The sequence below is a fragment of the Corynebacterium sp. UD i78 genome (assembly GCF_056280545.1).
The window spans coordinates 1,010,900-1,028,331 of sequence record NZ_JBWCED010000001.1 but is presented as its reverse complement, the minus strand read 5'-3'; the positions used below and the strand labels follow the sequence as shown (position 1 = coordinate 1,028,331).

At 65.9% G+C, this 17,432-nt stretch carries 15 protein-coding genes; 9 read left to right on the top strand and 6 right to left on the bottom strand.

Annotated features, from left to right (window positions below; translation table 11 throughout):
* Positions 1–106: 106 nt before the first annotated feature.
* The 7 genes from ACZ9GM_RS04880 to ACZ9GM_RS04850 are packed head-to-tail and all read left to right on the top strand — an operon-like array spanning position 107 to position 6,475.
* Positions 107–772, top strand: coding sequence for a helix-turn-helix transcriptional regulator (locus ACZ9GM_RS04880; protein ID WP_476038312.1), 666 nt, complete (start codon positions 107–109; stop codon positions 770–772).
* A gap of 1 nt (position 773) precedes the next feature.
* Positions 774–2,252, top strand: coding sequence for a Fe-S cluster assembly protein SufB (sufB, locus tag ACZ9GM_RS04875; RefSeq protein ID WP_291473827.1), 1,479 nt, complete (start codon positions 774–776; stop codon positions 2,250–2,252).
* Between the two features lie 4 nt (positions 2,253–2,256).
* Positions 2,257–3,441, top strand: coding sequence for a Fe-S cluster assembly protein SufD (sufD, locus tag ACZ9GM_RS04870; protein WP_291473826.1), 1,185 nt, complete (start codon positions 2,257–2,259; stop codon positions 3,439–3,441).
* Positions 3,442–3,493: 52 nt separating this feature from the next.
* The gene (gene sufC / locus ACZ9GM_RS04865) at positions 3,494–4,258 is read left to right on the top strand and encodes a Fe-S cluster assembly ATPase SufC (protein WP_291473825.1); all 765 of its coding nucleotides are present in this window, start codon (positions 3,494–3,496) and stop codon (positions 4,256–4,258) included.
* Between the two features lie 14 nt (positions 4,259–4,272).
* Complete coding sequence (locus ACZ9GM_RS04860; protein WP_291473824.1) at positions 4,273–5,520, top strand: cysteine desulfurase; 1,248 nt, start codon at positions 4,273–4,275, stop codon at positions 5,518–5,520.
* Between the two features lie 39 nt (positions 5,521–5,559).
* Entirely contained in the window at positions 5,560–6,015 is a 456-nt protein-coding gene (gene sufU, locus ACZ9GM_RS04855) for a Fe-S cluster assembly sulfur transfer protein SufU (protein ID WP_291473823.1), read from the top strand.
* A gap of 34 nt (positions 6,016–6,049) precedes the next feature.
* The gene (locus ACZ9GM_RS04850; RefSeq protein WP_014009979.1) at positions 6,050–6,475 is read left to right on the top strand and encodes a metal-sulfur cluster assembly factor; all 426 of its coding nucleotides are present in this window, start codon (positions 6,050–6,052) and stop codon (positions 6,473–6,475) included.
* Here the strand turns inward: ACZ9GM_RS04850 and ACZ9GM_RS04845 are convergent.
* Positions 6,454–7,650: a lycopene cyclase family protein gene (locus tag ACZ9GM_RS04845; RefSeq protein WP_476037352.1), complete on the bottom strand. Its 1,197-nt coding sequence runs from the start codon at positions 7,648–7,650 to the stop codon at positions 6,454–6,456. The genes ACZ9GM_RS04850 and ACZ9GM_RS04845 overlap by 22 nt on opposite strands.
* A gap of 433 nt (positions 7,651–8,083) precedes the next feature.
* Between ACZ9GM_RS04845 and ACZ9GM_RS04840 the strand changes: the two genes are divergently transcribed.
* Both ACZ9GM_RS04840 and ACZ9GM_RS04835 read left to right on the top strand, forming a co-directional pair.
* On the top strand, positions 8,084–9,712 hold the full coding sequence (locus ACZ9GM_RS04840; protein ID WP_291473821.1) for an ABC-F family ATP-binding cassette domain-containing protein: 1,629 nt from the start codon (positions 8,084–8,086) through the stop codon (positions 9,710–9,712).
* Positions 9,713–9,759: 47 nt separating this feature from the next.
* Positions 9,760–11,085 (top strand): alpha-hydroxy-acid oxidizing protein, encoded by a 1,326-nt coding sequence (locus ACZ9GM_RS04835; protein ID WP_476037351.1) that lies wholly within the window; start codon positions 9,760–9,762, stop codon positions 11,083–11,085.
* A 4-nt stretch (positions 11,086–11,089) separates the two neighbouring features.
* Here ACZ9GM_RS04835 and ACZ9GM_RS04830 read toward each other — a convergent pair whose 3' ends face one another.
* The 5 genes from ACZ9GM_RS04830 to acnA form a co-directional block, all read right to left on the bottom strand.
* Entirely contained in the window at positions 11,090–11,842 is a 753-nt protein-coding gene (locus tag ACZ9GM_RS04830) for a hypothetical protein (protein WP_476037350.1), read from the bottom strand.
* 20 nt (positions 11,843–11,862) lie between these two features.
* The gene (locus tag ACZ9GM_RS04825; protein ID WP_291473818.1) at positions 11,863–13,236 is read right to left on the bottom strand and encodes a PFL family protein; all 1,374 of its coding nucleotides are present in this window, start codon (positions 13,234–13,236) and stop codon (positions 11,863–11,865) included.
* Positions 13,237–13,252: 16 nt separating this feature from the next.
* Positions 13,253–13,519, bottom strand: a complete 267-nt coding sequence (locus ACZ9GM_RS04820; RefSeq protein ID WP_291473817.1) for an ACT domain-containing protein — start codon at positions 13,517–13,519, stop codon at positions 13,253–13,255.
* Between the two features lie 95 nt (positions 13,520–13,614).
* Complete coding sequence (locus ACZ9GM_RS04815; protein WP_291473816.1) at positions 13,615–14,175, bottom strand: TetR/AcrR family transcriptional regulator; 561 nt, start codon at positions 14,173–14,175, stop codon at positions 13,615–13,617.
* A gap of 34 nt (positions 14,176–14,209) precedes the next feature.
* Complete coding sequence (acnA, locus tag ACZ9GM_RS04810) at positions 14,210–17,023, bottom strand: aconitate hydratase AcnA (RefSeq protein WP_291473815.1); 2,814 nt, start codon at positions 17,021–17,023, stop codon at positions 14,210–14,212.
* Positions 17,024–17,432 lie beyond the last annotated feature (409 nt).

Here is a 17,432-nt window from a genome sequence, read left to right as displayed (position 1 = left end):
TATTAGACAACGGGAAGGAATTACGCCACACTCGTGTTGTCTAATCATGACCGGTCCGGAAACCCTCCGGGCCGGACCAGGCACAGCACCTAAGGAGGTGGGCATGATGAGCGAGGGGGACACCCGACGATCCATCCTGACCCAGATCCTGCGGAACGGCCCGGTCAGTGCGACGGACATCAGCGACACGCTGGGGCTCAGCGCCGCGGGTGTCCGTCGTCACCTCGACAACTTCGTCGCCGAAGGTCTCGCAGAGACCGTGGAGGCGCCCCGTTCTACAGCAGCCGGTACCCGTGGACGCGGTCGACCGGCCCGGCTGTTCCGGCTCACTGACGCGGGTCGGGGACAGTTCGGACATGATTACGACAGTCTGGCACTGCTGGCCCTCCGTGCACTGCGGGAGGCCGGCGGAGACGCCGCCGTCGCACGCTTCGCCGACCAACGCATGGAGGAACTCTTCAGCGGAGTCGACCCGGAGGCCGACGATCCCGTCGACGAACAGGCCCGGAGCATCGCCGGCGCCCTGACGGCCCGCGGTTACGCGGCCACCGTCGACCACGCCGGCGGCGGCGTCCAGATCTGCCGTCACCATTGTCCCGTCCAGGACGTGGCACACGAGTTCCCCGAACTGTGTGCCGCCGAACACCGGGTAGTCGCGGAACTGCTCGGCCGACACACACAGCCGCTGGCGACCATCGCCGACGGCAACGGCATCTGCACCACCCACATTCCGCTGATCACAATCCACCCTTCCTCCCAGAAGGAGAGCTGACATGACTCAAGCAGCACAGACACCGCCGGACGCCGTCGAAGAGGCGCGCCTGGCCAAGGACCAGGACAAGCTGCGTCAGGACGACGCGATCATCGACTCCATCGGTGCCTACGAGTACGGCTGGCACGATTCCGACCTCGCCGGTGAAGCGGCCGAGCGCGGCCTGTCCGAGGACGTGGTCCGCATGATCTCGGCGAAGAAGAACGAGCCCGAGTGGATGCTCGAGCGCCGCCTCAAGGCCCTCGACACCTTCGAGCGCAAGCCGATGCCGACCTGGGGCGCCGACCTCGACGACATCAACTTCGACGACTTCAAGTACTTCGTGCGCTCCACGGAGAAGCAGGCCACCTCCTGGGAGGAACTGCCCGAGGACATCAAGAACACCTACGACAAGCTCGGTATCCCCGAGGCGGAGAAGCAGCGCCTGGTCGCCGGCGTCGCCGCCCAGTACGAGTCCGAGGTCGTCTACCACCAGATCCGTGAGGACCTGGAGGCCCAGGGCGTCATCTTCCTCGACACCGACACCGCGCTGCGTGAGCACCCTGACCTGTTCAAGGAGCACTTCGGCACCGTCATCCCGGCCGGTGACAACAAGTTCGCCGCGCTGAACACCGCCGTGTGGTCCGGCGGCTCCTTCGTCTACGTCCCCAAGGGCGTCCACGTGGAGATCCCGCTGCAGGCCTACTTCCGCATCAACACCGAGAACATGGGTCAGTTCGAGCGCACCCTGATCATCGTCGACGAAGGCGCCTTCGTGCACTACGTCGAGGGCTGTACCGCGCCGATCTACCAGTCGGACTCGCTGCACTCCGCGATCGTCGAGATCATCGTGAAGAAGGGCGGCCGCTGCCGCTACACGACCATCCAGAACTGGTCCACCAACGTCTACAACCTGGTGACCCAGCGCTGTCGCGCCGAAGAGGGCGCGACCATGGAGTGGGTCGACGGCAACATCGGTTCCAAGATCACCATGAAGTACCCGGCGGTCTGGATGACCGGTCCGCACGCCAAGGGCACCGTGCTCTCCATCGGCTTCGCCGGCGAGGGCCAGACCCAGGACACCGGCGGCAAGATGGTCCACATGGCGCCGTACACCTCGAGCAACATCGTCTCGAAGTCGGTGGCCCGCAACGGTGGCCGCGCCGCCTACCGTGGCCTTGTCCAGGTCAACAAGGACGCCCACCACTCCACCTCGAGTGTGGAGTGTGACGCCCTGCTGGTGGACTCGATCTCCCGGTCGGACACCTACCCCTACAACGACATCCGCAACGACCACGTCACCCTGGGACACGAGGCGACCGTCTCCCAGGTCTCCGAGGACCAGCTCTTCTACCTGATGAGCCGTGGTCTGGAAGAGGACGAGGCCATGGCGATGATCGTCCGCGGCTTCGTCGAACCGGTGGCCAAGGAGCTGCCGATGGAGTACGCGCTGGAACTCAACCGCCTGATCGAACTGCAGATGGAAGGATCGGTGGGTTAGACCCATGACCACCCCGACTACCCAGTCAACCGTCACTCCGGCGAACCGGACCCCCACCAAGGGCGACCGGTTCCAGTCCACGAACCCGGAGGACTTCCCTGTCCCGTACGGCAAGGACGAGGACTGGCGCTTCACCCCGCTGCGCCGCCTGCGCGGTCTGCAGAAGAACGACGGTGCCCCCGCTGCCCGCCAGCAGATCTCCGTGGACACCGCCGACCAGACCGGTGTGACCTACACCGAGCTGCCCATGGACGACGAGCGCGTCGGTCGCGCCGGCCTCCCCGTCGACCGCCCCGCCGCCGAGGCGTGGGTCAACTGCGAGGTCGCCGACTACATCAGCATCGACAAGGATTCCGTCCTCGCCGAGCCGGTCAACATCGTGATCACCGGTGCCGGTGACGACGTCACCACCTACGGCACCACCGTCGTGGACCTGGGCAACTTCGCCGAGGCTGTCGTCGTCATCCGCTACGAGGGCGACGGCGTCCACTCCGATAACCTCGAGTTCGTGCTAGGTGACGGTTCACAGCTCACCGTCGTCGTCTGGGAGGACTGGGGACGCACCACCGTGCACCTGTCCAACTCCCACGTCCTCGTCGGACGCGACGCCACCATCCGCCACACCTCCGCCATCTTCGGCGGCGACGTGGTCCGTGCCCTGCCGCACGTGCGCTACGCCGGCCCGGGCGGCGACGCCGAGATGCTCGGTGTCTACTTCGCCGACGCCGGCCAGTACTTCGAGCAGCGTCTGCTCGTCGACCACAGCCAGCCGAACTGCCGCTCCAACGTCCTCTACAAGGGAGCGCTGCAGGGTGAGGAAGGTCGCCACGGTACCGAGGCACGCACCGTGTGGATCGGTGACTGCCTTATCCGTTCGGACGCCACGGGCACCGACACCTACGAGACGAACAAGAACCTCGTCCTCACCGGTGGAGCACGCGCGGACGCCATCCCGAACCTGGAGATCCAGACCGGCGAGATCGTCGGCGCCGGTCACGCCGCCACCGTCGGTCGCTTCGACGACGAGCACATGTTCTACCTCATGTCCCGCGGCATCCCCGACGAGGTGGCCCGACGCCTCATCATCCGCGGCTTCTTCTCGGACGTCATCCGACGGGTGCCCGTCGAACAGGTCCGTAACAGCCTCGAGGACGTTGTCGAGCAGGAGCTCGCCAACACCGTCCTGTGACACACCGTCCCGTCCCGCAGCCCCACACGCAGAAGAAAGCAGCGTCATTACGATGAGCACCCTCGAAATCAAGAACATCCACGCCCAGGTCGTCCCCCAGGAGGAGGGCGAGGAGGCCAAGAAGATCCTCCACGGTGTGAACCTCACCATTAACTCCGGTGAGACCCACGCCATCATGGGCCCGAACGGCTCCGGCAAGTCCACCCTGTCCTACGCCATCGCCGGCCACCCCAAGTACGAGATCACCGAGGGCGAGGTCCTCCTCGACGGTGAGAACCTCCTGGACATGGACGTCGCCGAGCGCGCCCGCGCCGGCCTCTTCCTCGCCATGCAGTACCCGGTCGAGGTGCCCGGTGTCTCCATGGCCAACTTCCTCCGCTCCGCGGCTACCGCCGTGCGCGGCGAAGCCCCGAAGCTGCGCGCCTGGGTCAAGGAAGCACGCACCGCCATGGATGAGCTGGAGATCGACCCGAGCTTCTCCGAGCGCTCCGTCAACGAGGGTTTCTCCGGCGGCGAGAAGAAGCGTCACGAGATCCTCCAGCTCGGTCTGCTCAAGCCGAAGTTCGCCGTCCTCGACGAGACCGACTCCGGTCTGGACGTCGATGCGCTGCGCATCGTCTCCCAGGGCATCAACAACTACAAGGAGCGTGAGAACGGTGGTCTGCTGCTGATCACCCACTACCAGCGCATCCTCAACTACGTTAAGCCCGACTTCGTGCACGTCTTCGCGAAGGGCCGGATCGTGGAGTCCGGTGGCCCGGAGCTCGCCGAGGAGCTCGAGGCCAACGGTTACGAGAAGTACACCCACAAGGTTTAAGAGGGACCGACTGAATGATCACGACACTGGACACCACCGCAGTTCGCGCGGATTTCCCGATCCTGTCGCGGACTGTCCGTGACGGTCGTCCACTCGTGTACCTGGACTCCGGGGCGACCTCCCAACGGCCGCTGCAGGTCCTCGATGCCGAGCGGACCTTTCTGACGGACTACAACGCCCCGGTGCACCGTGGCGCCTACCAGATCGCCGAGGAGGCGACCGACGCCTACGAGGACGCCCGCGACGCCATCGCCCGCTTTGTCGGTGCCCGCGGCCACGAGATCGCCTTCACCAAGAACGCCACCGAGGCGCTCAACGAGGTCGCCTTCATCCTGGGCGACCCGCGCAGCGGTGATCTGGCGGTCGGGGAGGGCGACGAGATCGTCATCTCCGAGGTCGAGCACCACGCCAACCTCGTGCCCTGGCAGGAGCTGGCGTTGCGTACCGGTGCGACCCTGCGCTGGTACACCGCCACGGAGGACGGCCGGATCGACCTCGACAGCCTGGAACTGTCGGAGAAGACCAAGATCGTCGCCCTGTCCCACCAGTCGAACGTCACCGGCGCCCAGCTGGATGTTGACGAGGCGGTCCGCCGTGCCCACGCCGTGGGTGCGCTGTTCGTCCTCGACGCCTGCCAGTCGGTCCCGCACATGCCGGTCGACTTCCGCTCCCTCGACGTGGACTTCGCGGCGTTCTCCGGACACAAGATGCTCGGCCCGAACGGTGTCGGCGTCCTCTACGGTAAGGCGTCCCTGCTGGACGCGTTGCCGCCGTTCCTCACCGGTGGCTCGATGATCGAGCTGGTGACCATGGAGAAGACCACGTTCGCCGAGGTCCCGCAGCGGTTCGAGGCCGGTACCCAGATGACCTCCCAGGTCGTCGGGCTGGGCGCGGCCGTGAAGTATCTCGAGAACCTCGGGATGGACGCCGTCGCCGCCCACGAGCACGACCTCACCGCCTATGCCCTGGACAAGCTGCAGGAGATCGGGGGCGTGCGGATCATCGGACCGGCCACAGCCGAGCACCGTGGCGCCGCGGTGAGCTTCGTCGTCGACGGCATCCACCCGCACGATCTCGGTCAGGTCCTCGACGACCAGGGGATCTGCATCCGGGTCGGACATCACTGCGCGTGGCCGGTGCACCGCTGCCTCGGGGTCCAGGCCACAGCCCGGGCGAGCTTCTACATCTACAACACGCGCGACGAGGTGGATGCGCTGGTTGCCGGCGTCCGTCACGCCCAGGACTTCTTCGGCACCCGGTAAGTCACCGGTGAGCCCGGTGGAGAAAGAGAGACACTGACCGTGAAACTCGAGCAGATGTACCAGGAAGTCATCCTGGACCACTACAAGAACCCGCAGCACGCGGGACTCCGCGAGCCTTTCGAGGCTGAGGTGCACCATGTGAACACCTCTTGCGGTGACGAGGTGACCCTGCGCGTCCACCTCAGTGACGACCAGAAAACAGTCGAGGACGTCTCCTACGACGCCCAGGGCTGCTCGATCAGCCAGGCCTCCACCTCGGTCATGGCCGAGGAGATCATCGGGATACCGGTCGAGCAGGCCTTCGCCAAGCTCGCCGAGTTCGAGAAGATGGTGACCAGCCGCGGTGAGGAGGAGGGCGACGAGGACCTCATCGGTGACGGCATCGCCTTCGCCGGGGTCTCCCGCTACCCGGCCCGCGTGAAGTGCGCCCTGCTGGGATGGAAGGCCTTCGAGGCCGCCACCCTCGACGCGGGCGTCCCGAGCCCTGCCCACTGAACCCCGTACCGACCGAACCGAAAGGACAGCCGCTGTGAGTGACGAGAACACCACCGCTGAGCCGACCGCCCCGCAGATGGACCCCAATCCGCTCAACGACGTGCCGGAGCCCCCGAAGGACCAGACGCCGGAGCAGGTGCAGCTCGCCGGTCAGATCGAGGAGTACATGCTCGACGTGATCGACCCCGAGCTCGGCATCAACGTCGTCGACCTGGGTCTGGTCTACGACATCTGGGTCGAGGGCGAGGGAGACTCCGTCGCGGTGATCAACATGACCCTGACCTCCCCTGCGTGCCCGCTGACGGACATGCTCGAGGACCAGTCGCAGGCGGCGGTGGTAGGCAATATCGACCAGATCTCCGAACTGCGGATCAACTGGGTCTGGTCTCCGCCGTGGGGCCCCCACATGATCAATGAGGAGGGTCGGGAGCAGCTCCGCTACCTGGGTTTCAGCGTGTAGTACAGCGCCTGCGGCAGTGGGCGGAGGAAAGGCAGGACTGTCCGCGGGAAGCGTGCCAGCGAGATCATCGCGGCGGCGACCGGCAGGGCGTCCTGCCCTTCGAGGTATCCGCGCTGCAGGTCGGCGGGCAGGCGGAAGAAGGCGTCGAAGAACCCGGGGAGGACCGACGCGTCGGCGCGGATGATCAGTTCACCGCCGAGCAGCCGGAGTCGCCAGGCCAGTGCGGCGGAGAGTCGCTGACGACACGGGGGAGGGCTCCCGGCAACGTGGTCGACGAGCTGGTCGAGTACCGTGTCCGCGACGGCGACGGCGGCGGCCACGGAGTACCCGGTGGCCGGGTGGGTGAGTCCGCCGGCGGCGCCGAAGGTCGCGACACCGTCCGCGTCCGGCCCCAGGTACCAGGGTCGACGTCGACGGTCCATCGGGAAGTGGACTGTCTCGGTGCCGGTGGCGTGGTCGGCGACTTCACCGAGCCGGGACAGCAGCCGCAACCTCAGTTCCGGGAGCATCTCCCGGGACGCCGTCCTGGTCGCCAGTACCGTCTCCTCGACCAGTACGCGGTCGCCGACGTCCTGGATGTAGAGGAAGCTCGGTTCAGCACGCGTTGTGTCGGTGCTGCTGTCTGTATGGCTGGTCTCTGTATGGCTGCTCGCTGCCTGCGCTGCAGCCCGGGGTGAAGGGCGCCAGTCCATGAACTCCGCTGCGGTGACACCTGCCGCCTGTGCGACTCCTGCGGGAAGGAAGAGTCCGTAGGCGATCTGGCGCACCGATGCCGGCCGGTCGACCACGCCGCGGCAGTCGACGACGGCGTCCACTCCGAGCGTCCGGGCGGTCGGGGCGTCCACCCGTCGACGGTGCAGCCGGATGCCGGGGGAGAGTCGCTTCCGCAGAAGGGTGCGGTCGATCATTCCGTAGCCGCCGTAGTCGAGACTCCGGCGGTCGGGTGTGTGGGCACTGAGAGCGGAGGAAACGGAATGGAAGGGAATGAGGGTGAGGGCCCAGTCCGGCAGCGCGGCCACAGGGAGTCCGTAGGTGCTGCGCCACTCAGGAAGAGTGGGGGATCCGTCGGTTCCCCGGCAGGCCGGGTCGTAGCCGTCGACTGTCCATCCCCTGGCCACTGCGCGGTGGGCGAGGACGGAACCGGCGGGGCCCAGGCCCAGGACAGCGATATGCATGCGGTCATCCTACCCCCGTGACCAGGGAATCCCGACAGCAGGGATTTCTCAGCCAAGGCATTCCTGACCAGGGTGAACGAAATTCATGGTGCCGGCCCCACCGTCGGGGGCAGATACTGACCACCCCCGACGTAACGGCCGTACGGCAGGAAATTAGCTTTGCCCTAGCGAATGATCCTGCTGTCATATATATTCATTCGTGTCCACAAGGAACGCCACTCGGTGTCCGGAAAGGACGCCTCGGAGGTTGGGTGGAATGCGGGACTCCGGGACCATGGAAGTGTGGGGTGGGTCGCCCACGGGTCGCCCCGTCGCGGTCTCTCTCTCCTAGTGGGGGAGGCGGAGAGCGCGGTGCCCACCCCCACGACCGTGTGTCCAGCCACACCAGACCACGGTACGGATCCTGAGCATCTGCGTGATATGCTGGACCGTCGTGATTGTTACCCAGGATCTTGAAGTGCGGGTGGGGGCCCGCACCCTCCTCAACGCCCCCGGCCAGCTGCTCCGCGTCCAGCCGGGGGACCGGATCGGGCTCGTCGGCCGCAACGGTGCCGGCAAGACAACCTCCATGCGAATCCTCTCCGGGGAAACCGAGCCCTACGGCGGCAAGGTCATCACCTCCGGTGACATCGGCTACCTGCCGCAGGACTCCAAGGAAGGAGACATCGAGCAGACCGCCCAGGACCGCATCCTCTCCGCACGCGGGCTCGACCAGCTCCGTTCTTCCATGGACCGGCAGCAGGAGCTCATGGAGTCCGGCACGGATGCCCAGCGGGACGCGGCCATCAGCAGGTACAGCCGTCTCGAGGAGCGCTACAGCGCGCTCGGCGGCTATGAGGCAGATTCAGAGGCCGCCCGTATCTGTGACGGTCTCGGTCTGCCGCAGCGCGTCCTCGACCAGCAGCTGAAGACCCTCTCAGGTGGTCAGCGCCGACGTGTGGAGCTCGCCCAGATCCTCTTCGCCGCGACCTCGGGTTCCGGCCGGTCGCAGACGACGCTGCTGCTCGACGAGCCGACCAACCACCTCGACGCGGACTCCATCAACTGGCTGCGTGGCTTCCTGCAGAAGCACGAGGGTGGCCTGGTCATGATCTCGCACGATGTCGATCTGCTCAATGACGTGGTCAACAAGGTCTGGTTCCTTGACGCCGTGCGCGGTGAGGCCGATGTCTACAACATGACATGGAAGAAGTACCTCGACGCCCGTGCCACCGACGAAGCACGTCGCCGCCGCGAAAAGGCCAATGCCGAGAAGAAGGCGGACGCCCTGCGTAAGCAGGCCGCGAAGCTGGGTGCGAAGGCGACCAAGGCCGCCGCCGCCAAGCAGATGCTGGCCCGCGCGGACAAGATGATCGACAACCTCGATGAGGTCCGCCAGGAGGACCACTTCGCGACGATCAAGTTCCCGGAGCCCGCCCCCTGCGGCAAGACCCCGATGTTCGCCAAGGGACTGACCAAGATGTACGGCTCCCTCGAGGTGTTCGCCGGTGTCGACCTGGCGATCGACAAGGGCTCCCGCGTGGTCGTCCTCGGCTTCAACGGTGCAGGTAAGACCACGTTGCTCAAACTGCTGGCCGGGGTGGAACGCACCGACGGCGAAGGCGGTATCGTCTCGGGCCACGGCCTGAAGATCGGTTACTTCGCCCAGGAGCACGACACCATCGACCCGGACGCCACCGTCTGGGAGAACACGATCAGTGCCTGCCCGGACGCTGATGAACAGGACCTCCGCGGCCTGCTGGGCGCGTTCATGTTCTCCGGTGAGCAGCTCAATCAGCCCGCCGGCACGCTGTCCGGTGGTGAGCAGACCCGACTGGCCCTGGCCACCCTGGTCAGCTCCCGGGCCAACGTACTGCTGCTCGACGAGCCCACCAACAACCTTGACCCGCAGTCCCGCGAGCAGGTCCTCGACGCGCTGCGTACCTACACCGGCGCCGTCGTCCTGGTCACCCACGACCCGGGTGCCGTCAAGGCCCTGGAGCCGGAACGCGTCATCGTCCTGCCCGACGGCGACGAGGACCTCTGGTCCGAGGCCTACATGGAGATCGTCGAGCTGGCGTAGCGCGCGTTCCGGCCCCGGGGAGGGTCGGCAGGGGTTACTGTCGGACAATGGTTTCCCGCAGTGACACACAGTCCACGTTCCTGTCCTTGGCGTCCGCTGTGGCCGGTGCCGGTCGCGCCCGCCAGGACCGTATCTACCGGGCCGGGGTGTCCGGGCTCCGACCGTCGGTTCCCACCGACGCGGCAGGGCTGGAGCGTGCCGCACGACGGCGCATGTCCCGGAAAGCGTGGGCGTACGTCGCCGGCGGTGCAGGGGAGGAACGCACCATGGACGCCAATCGGGAGGCCTTCGACAGGCACAGACTCGTGCCCCGGATGGCTCACGGTGGCGAGGAACGTGACCTGGCACTGTCACTGTTCGGTCAGGACTACGCATCACCGGTGCTGTTGGCACCCATCGGTGCCTCAACGCTCGTCCACAAGGACGCCGATCTCCTTACCGCCCGTGCCGCAGCGGCAACGGGTGTTCCGATGGTCATCAGCAACCAGGGCTGCTCACCGCTGGAGGAGACCGCAACAGCAGCCACGCCGGCCGGACACTGGTTCCAGCTCTACTGGTCCACCGACGAGGATCTCGTGGACAGTCTCATCCGACGGGCGGAGGCCTCCGGAGCAGGTGCGCTGGTGGTCACCCTGGACACCACCGTGCTGGGCTGGCGTCCCCGGGACCTTAATCTGGGGTCGCTGCCCTTCTCCCGTGGGCAGGGCATCTCCCAGTACACCTCCGACTCCCGTTTCATGGACATGGTGCGTACCAGAATCCGTGACAGCTCCGGACAAGGCCCGTCAGAGGACGTCCGGGTCACGCCGGCGGCGGTGGCGTCCCTGCTGTCGATCGCCCGCCATCACCCGGGCAGGACGCTGCGCAACCTGCTGTCGCCGGAGCCCAGGGCATCCGTCGAGACCTTCCTCGGCACCTATTCCAACCCCGGTCTCGACTGGGACATGCTGGCCACACTCAAGGACCGGACCTCACTGCCGGTGGTATTCAAGGGCATCCTCGATCCGGACGACGCCGAACGGGCCTTTGCCGTCGGTGCGGATGCCGTGGTGGTATCCAACCACGGTGGGCGTCAGGTCGACGGTTCCGTCTCCTCCCTTGATGCACTGGTCGAGATCCGTCGCCACCTCGGCGACGGTCCGACCCTGCTGCTGGATTCCGGTATCCGTACCGGCCGCGACGTCGCCGTGGCACTGGCTCTCGGGGCTGACGCCGTCCTGCTCGGTCGGCCGTGGATGTACGGCCTGGCTGTGGCCGGTCAACGTGGAGCAGAGGAGGTCATACAGAACGTCCTCGCCGAGCTGGAACTCACCATGGCACTCTGTGGTGCACGGGACCTCGCGGAGCTCCGGGAGACGCGCGTGAGCAGTTAGCGCGTCACCGGATCCCGGCAGCCTCCAGGGCGGCGAGGATCTGTGTCTCGGTGAGTCCTGTGGTCACGGTGGCGGATTCTTCAGGGGCTCCGGCAATATAGCGGACCAGCGTCCACCCGTTGGAGTACTCCGGCTCGGTGACATCGAGCGGGCCCGGGGACGTGCGGAGACCACGTGGCTTCCCGTCCCGGTCGGCGAGCACCTGGAACTGTGAGGAGGTGACGGTGAACGGGTCGCTCCCGTCAGTGGGGAAGACCTCGACGCTCGCCCGGTACCAGTGCCGTACATCCTGGTTGCGACCCCGGTCACCCTGCGGCCCCATCGCCGGTCCGTGCCGGACCTCATGATCGAGCCAGGCAGCGCCGACCCTCGCCGGAGCGAACCGGATCCATCCGTGCTCCCACGCCGCGTCCAGGGCACGGAGCCCTTCACGGCGGCGACCGGCCGAGAAAGCGGTCAGACCGCCGAGGAAGACAGCGAAGACGACGAAGACCAGGGCAACCACGGGAGCACCCACTACCAGACAGATCAGTGCCAGCACAGCGAGTACTCCAGCCACACCGGCCAGGGACAACTGCGAAAGAGACAAGCCCAGGCCATAGACCCCGGCGATCGGAACCTGACCGGTGGCGCAGAGGGCCTCGGTCACCGCCGAATCATCGGGCCCGGTCGGGCAGGGACGGTCGAAACGTCCGGAGTCTGCGCCGTGACGCAGGAGTCCGCCGGGATCGTCGACCTGGGCCCGTGGCACGGGCATGCTCGAAGAGAACCGGCATATCAGTTCCGGAATCCGTGGACGGGAGCAGGAATGAAGCCGCCGCGGTCGATGAAGGCGCCGTTGGGTACGGTGTGGACCGGCATCACCGGCGCGTGGCCGAGAAGACCTCCGAAGTCGACGTCGTCGCCGACACCGCAGCCGATCGCCGGGATGACACGGACTGCGGTGGTCTTGTGGTTCATCATGCCGATGGCAGCCTCATCAGCGATCATGCCGGCGATGGCGGCGGCCGTAGTTTCGCCGGGTACCGCGATCATGTCCAGTCCCACCGAGCAGATAGCGGTCATGGCCTCAAGTTTGTCGACGGTGAGGTTTCCGGCGCGTACCGCCTCGATCATCCCGGCGTCCTCGCTGACCGGAATGAAGGAACCGGACAGCCCACCGACCCGGGAACATGCCATCATGCCGCCCTTCTTCACCGCGTCATTGAGCAGCGCCAGCGCCGCGGTGGTGCCGTGGGTACCGACCTGGTCCAGTCCCATGTGCTCGAGGATATGGGCGACGGAGTCACCCATCTCCGCCGTGGGGGCCAGGGACAGGTCGACGATTCCGAAGGGGACGCCCAGACGGTCGGCGGCCATCGTTCCGACGAGCTGTCCGGTGCGGGTGATCTTGAAGGCCGCCTTCTTGATCTCCTCGGCGATCTCGTTGAGGGTCGCGTCCTCACCCATGGCCGCGACCGCACGGTCGACCACACCGGGACCGGAGACACCGACATTGATGACGCAGTCGGGTTCCTCGACGCCGTGGAAGGCGCCGGCCATGAACGGGTTGTCTCCGACAGCGTTGCAGAAGACCACGAGTTTGGCCGCGGCGATCGAGCCACGGTCGGCGGTGGCCTCGGCACATCCCCGCACGATGCCGCCCATCTCGCGGACAGCATTCATGTTGATGCCGGCGCGCGAGGAGCCGATGTTCACCGAGGAGCACACCACGTCGGTCTCGCTGAGAGCTTCGGGAATGGAGCGGATCAGGCGCTTGTCGCCCTCGGTGCCGCCCTTTTCCACGAGAGCGGAGTAGCCACCGATGAAATCGACACCGATCTCTGCGGCGGCACGGTCAAGGGCGCGGGCGATGTCCACCGGGTCGCACCCCGGCACCGCAGACGCGACGATGGCGACCGGGGTGACTGAGACCCGCTTGTTGGCGATGGGGATCCCGAGCTCACGCTCGATACCCCGGGCGACGGAGACGAGGTTCCGGGCTCTGGTGGTGACCATGTCGTAGACCGCGGTACAGGTGGCGGCAGAGGTCGCGCGGACACAGGGCAAGAGGTTGATACCCATGGTGACGGTGCGGATGTCCAGCCGGTAGCGCTGGATCATCGCGATGGTCTCGAGGATGGAGGAAGAGGGGAGGAATGCGGCGGTCATGTGTTCAGTCGGCTCCTCAGATGTGGTGCATCGCGTCGAAGATGGCCTGGGACTGGATGGTGATGACGAGCTTCTGCTGGTCCTCCACCAGCGCCATGCGATTGTCGACCGCGGCGACATCGAGGTCGTCGGGGAGCTCGACGTGGAGGATCATGGTGAACCACTCGTCCATGATCGTCTGCGAGACGTTGAGGATGTTGATGGAGAGGTCGGCGCAGGCGGTGGAGACGGCGGCGATGATTCCGGTGTGGTCCCGTCCGGTGACGGTCATGATCGCGATCATTCCGTCCATGCTACCGGCCTCGAAACAGACGAAGCCCGCCGCCCCGGAGTGGGGTGGCGGGCTGTCTTTTCGCTCGGCCTTGGCGAACGGGACCGTCAGGCGCGCAGTGACTTCTCGACGAGATCCAGAGCGTCCGGGAGCCGGTCACTGACCCGGTCTGAACTGAGGTGGGACATGACCCCTTCAAGGGTCAGTTCCAGCAGCTGGATGGTTGTCTCGAGATCGATGTCCGTCCGGAGACGTCCACTGTCACGCTGTTCGGTGAGACGGTCTGTGACCGCCGCACGCAGTGCCTTCTGATCGGCGTCCCAGGTGTCGCGGAGTTCTTCATCGACGCGGATGCGCCGTGTGATCTCCACGCGGAGACTCCACCAGTTGACGAGATCGGGTTCTTCCAGGATGTACCTGATGAGACCGATCATGCCTCGGGAGGACGCCAGTTCCGTCATCCGGAGCATGTCACGGTGTGCCACTGTCCGGAACAGGGTCTCCTTGTTCTGGAAGTGGTGGAAGATGGCCCCCCGGGACTTCCCGGTGGCCTTCTCCAACCGCGACACAGTGGCGCCGTCGTACCCGTAGGTGACGAAGCACATACGGGCGGCCGCCAGGATGTCGGACCGCCGCTCGGAAAGGTCGCTGTCGCTGACCTTCGGCATGCGGTGTGCCCCTTCCGGGAGAAGTACCGACTGGTTAGACGGTCTTCATCATGTTGCGGAGCACGAAGGGCAGAATGCCACCGTTGCGGTAGTAGTCGGCCTCACCGGGGGTGTCGATACGGGTGACGGCGTCGAACTCGATGACGGAGCCGTCCTCCTTGGTCGCGGTGACCTTGATGGTCTCCGGGGTGACACCCTTGTTGAGCTCCTCGATACCCTCGATGTCGAAGGTCTCGGTGCCGTCGAGACCCAGGGACTTCCAGGACTCGCCGGCCGGGAACTGCAGCGGGACAACGCCCATACCGACGAGGTTGGAGCGGTGGATGCGCTCGAAGCTCTCGGCGATGACGGCCTTGACGCCCAGCAGCAGGGTGCCCTTGGCGGCCCAGTCACGGGAGGAACCGGTGCCGTACTCCTTACCACCGAGCACGACGAGGGGGGTGCCCTGCGCCTTGTAGTTCTCGGAGGCGTCGAAGATGAAGGACTGCGGGCCACCCTCCTGGGTGAAGTCGCGGGTGTAACCGCCGGCCACTCCGTCGAGCAGCTGGTTCTGCAGACGGATGTTCGCGAAGGTACCGCGGACCATGACCTCGTGGTTACCACGGCGGGCACCCAGCGAGTTGTAGTCCTTACGCTCGACGCCCTTGGAGTCCAGGTACTGCGCGGCGGGGGTACCGGGCTTGATGGAGGACGCCGGGGAGATGTGGTCGGTGGTGACCGAGTCGCCCAGCAGGGCGAGGACGCGGGCACCCTTGACATCGTTGACAGCCTCGGGCTCGGCGGACATGCCGTCGAAGTACGGGGCCTTGCGGATGTAGGAGGAGGCGTCGTCCCACTCGAAGGTCTTACCCTCCGGCACGGGCAGGGACTGCCAGCGGTAGTCACCCTTGAAGACGTCCGCGTAGTCCGCGGTGTACAGCTCACGGGAGATGGAGGACGCGATGACGTCCTGGATCTCCTCGGTGGAGGGCCAGACATCCTTGAGGAAGACGTCGTTGCCGTCCTGGTCCTGGCCGAGCGGCTGGGTCTCGAAGTCGAAGTCCATGGTGCCGGCGATCGCGTAGGCGATGACCAGGATCGGGGACGCCAGGTAGTTCATCTTGATGTCGGGGGAGATGCGACCCTCGAAGTTACGGTTACCGGACAGGACCGCGGTGGCGGCCAGGTCGGCGTCGTTGATGCCCTTCGAGATCTCCTCCGGCAGCGGACCGGAGTTACCGATGCAGGTGGTGCAGCCGTAGCCGACGAGGTAGAAACCGAGCTTCTCGAAGTCCTCCCAGAGGTTGGCCTTCTCGAAGTAACCGGTGACAACCTGGGAACCCGGAGCCAGGGTGGTCTTGACCCAGGGAGCGGACTGCAGACCCTTGGCAGCGGCCTTACGCGCGAGCAGGCCGGCGCCGACCATGACGGACGGGTTCGAGGTGTTGGTGCAGGAGGTGATGGACGCGATGGCGACCATACCGTGGTCAAGGACCATGTCCTTACCGTTGTAGTTGACCTCGATCGGGTTGGTCGGACGACCCTCGTTGCCCCGCGCTGCGGACGGCAGGTTGCCCTTGGCGTCGGCGGCGGTGGCCGGGTTGCCGGCGTGACCCCCGACATTGCCGCCCTCGGCGACGAAGTCCTGGGCATCAGAGTTACCCGAGGTGCTGTCGGTGTAGTTGTGCAGGTCCTTGCGGAACTGAGCCTTGGAATCGGACAGCTCGATGCGGTCCTGCGGACGCTTCGGGCCGGCGATGGACGGCACCACGGTGGACAGGTCCAGCTCGAGGTACTCGGAGAAGACCGGCTCGTTGTCGTCGGCGGTCTCCGGGTCCAGCCACATGCCCTGCTCCTTGGCGTACGCCTCGACGCGGGCGAGGGTCTCCTCGTCACGGCCGGTCAGGTTCAGGTAGTTGACGGTCTCCTGGTCGATCGGGAAGATCGCGGCGGTGGAACCGAACTCCGGCGACATGTTGCCGATGGTGGAGCGGTTGGCCAGGGGCAGCTCAGCGACGCCCTTGCCGTAGAACTCCACGAACTTGCCGACCACGCCGTGCTGGCGGAGCATGTCGGTGATCGTGAGCACCACATCGGTGGCAGTCACGCCGGCGGGAATCTCGCCGCTGAGCTTGAAGCCGACGACGCGGGGGATGAGCATCGAGATCGGCTGGCCGAGCATTGCGGCCTCAGCCTCGATGCCACCCACGCCCCAGCCCAGGATGCCCAGGCCGTTCTCCATGGTGGTGTGGGAGTCGGTACCGACACAGGTGTCGGGGTACGCGACGCCGTCCTTGTCGAAGACGGTACGGGCCAGGTACTCGATGTTGACCTGGTGGACGATACCGGTTCCCGGGGGGACGACACGGAAGTTGTCGAAGGCACCGGTGGCCCAACGGAGGAGCTTGTAGCGCTCCTCGTTGCGCTGGTACTCGATGTTCACGTTCTTCTCGAGGGCGTTGGCGTCACCGAAGGCCTCGATGATCACGGAGTGGTCGATGACCAGTTCGGCCGGGTTCAGCGGGTTAACGTCGTCAGCGTTGCCGCCCATGGCGACAACGGCGTCGCGAATGGTGGCCAGGTCGACCACACAGGCGACACCGGTGAAGTCCTGCATGACCACGCGGGCCGGGGTGAACTGGATCTCGATGCTGGGCTCCGCGGCGGGGTCCCAGTTCGCGATGGCCTCGATGTGCTCCTTGGTGATGTTGGCGCCGTCCTCATTGCGGAGGAGGTTCTCGGCGAGCACCTTCAGGGAGTAGGGCAGCTTCTCCGTGCCGGGAACGGCACTGAGCCGGAACATGTCGTACGTGCGGTCGCCAACCTCGAGTGTCCCCTTGGCACCGAACGAGTTCTTGCTTTCAGTCACGTGAGTGCTCCTGAATCTCTTCTCGTTATATTTCGTCGTTGTGTGACGTTCGTCTGGACGTCTCACCTCAAGCACAACCGTGGACCTGGTCTGCGGTATCCGGAAGGACATCGCGGGCGTGAGGCGTGCCACCATTGTGCAACAGTGACGTGTGATCCGTCTCATCCACCATAACAGTACGACTGTATTGCTACATAATCGCAGGTCACTATCGGCGAACAGGGGGCACGTTCACCGAGGAACGGTCTGGACGGCACTCTGACTCGACACACTCGCATACCTGTTCCGCAACCCTCACTTTCAGCGCCTTCAGTATCCGACGGAATTTAACAGCGATGTCTCAGACCATCGGCGACGCTTCACCGTCACCCCGGGACGTTCCTGTCGTCCGGGGGGGGACGCGTCACCA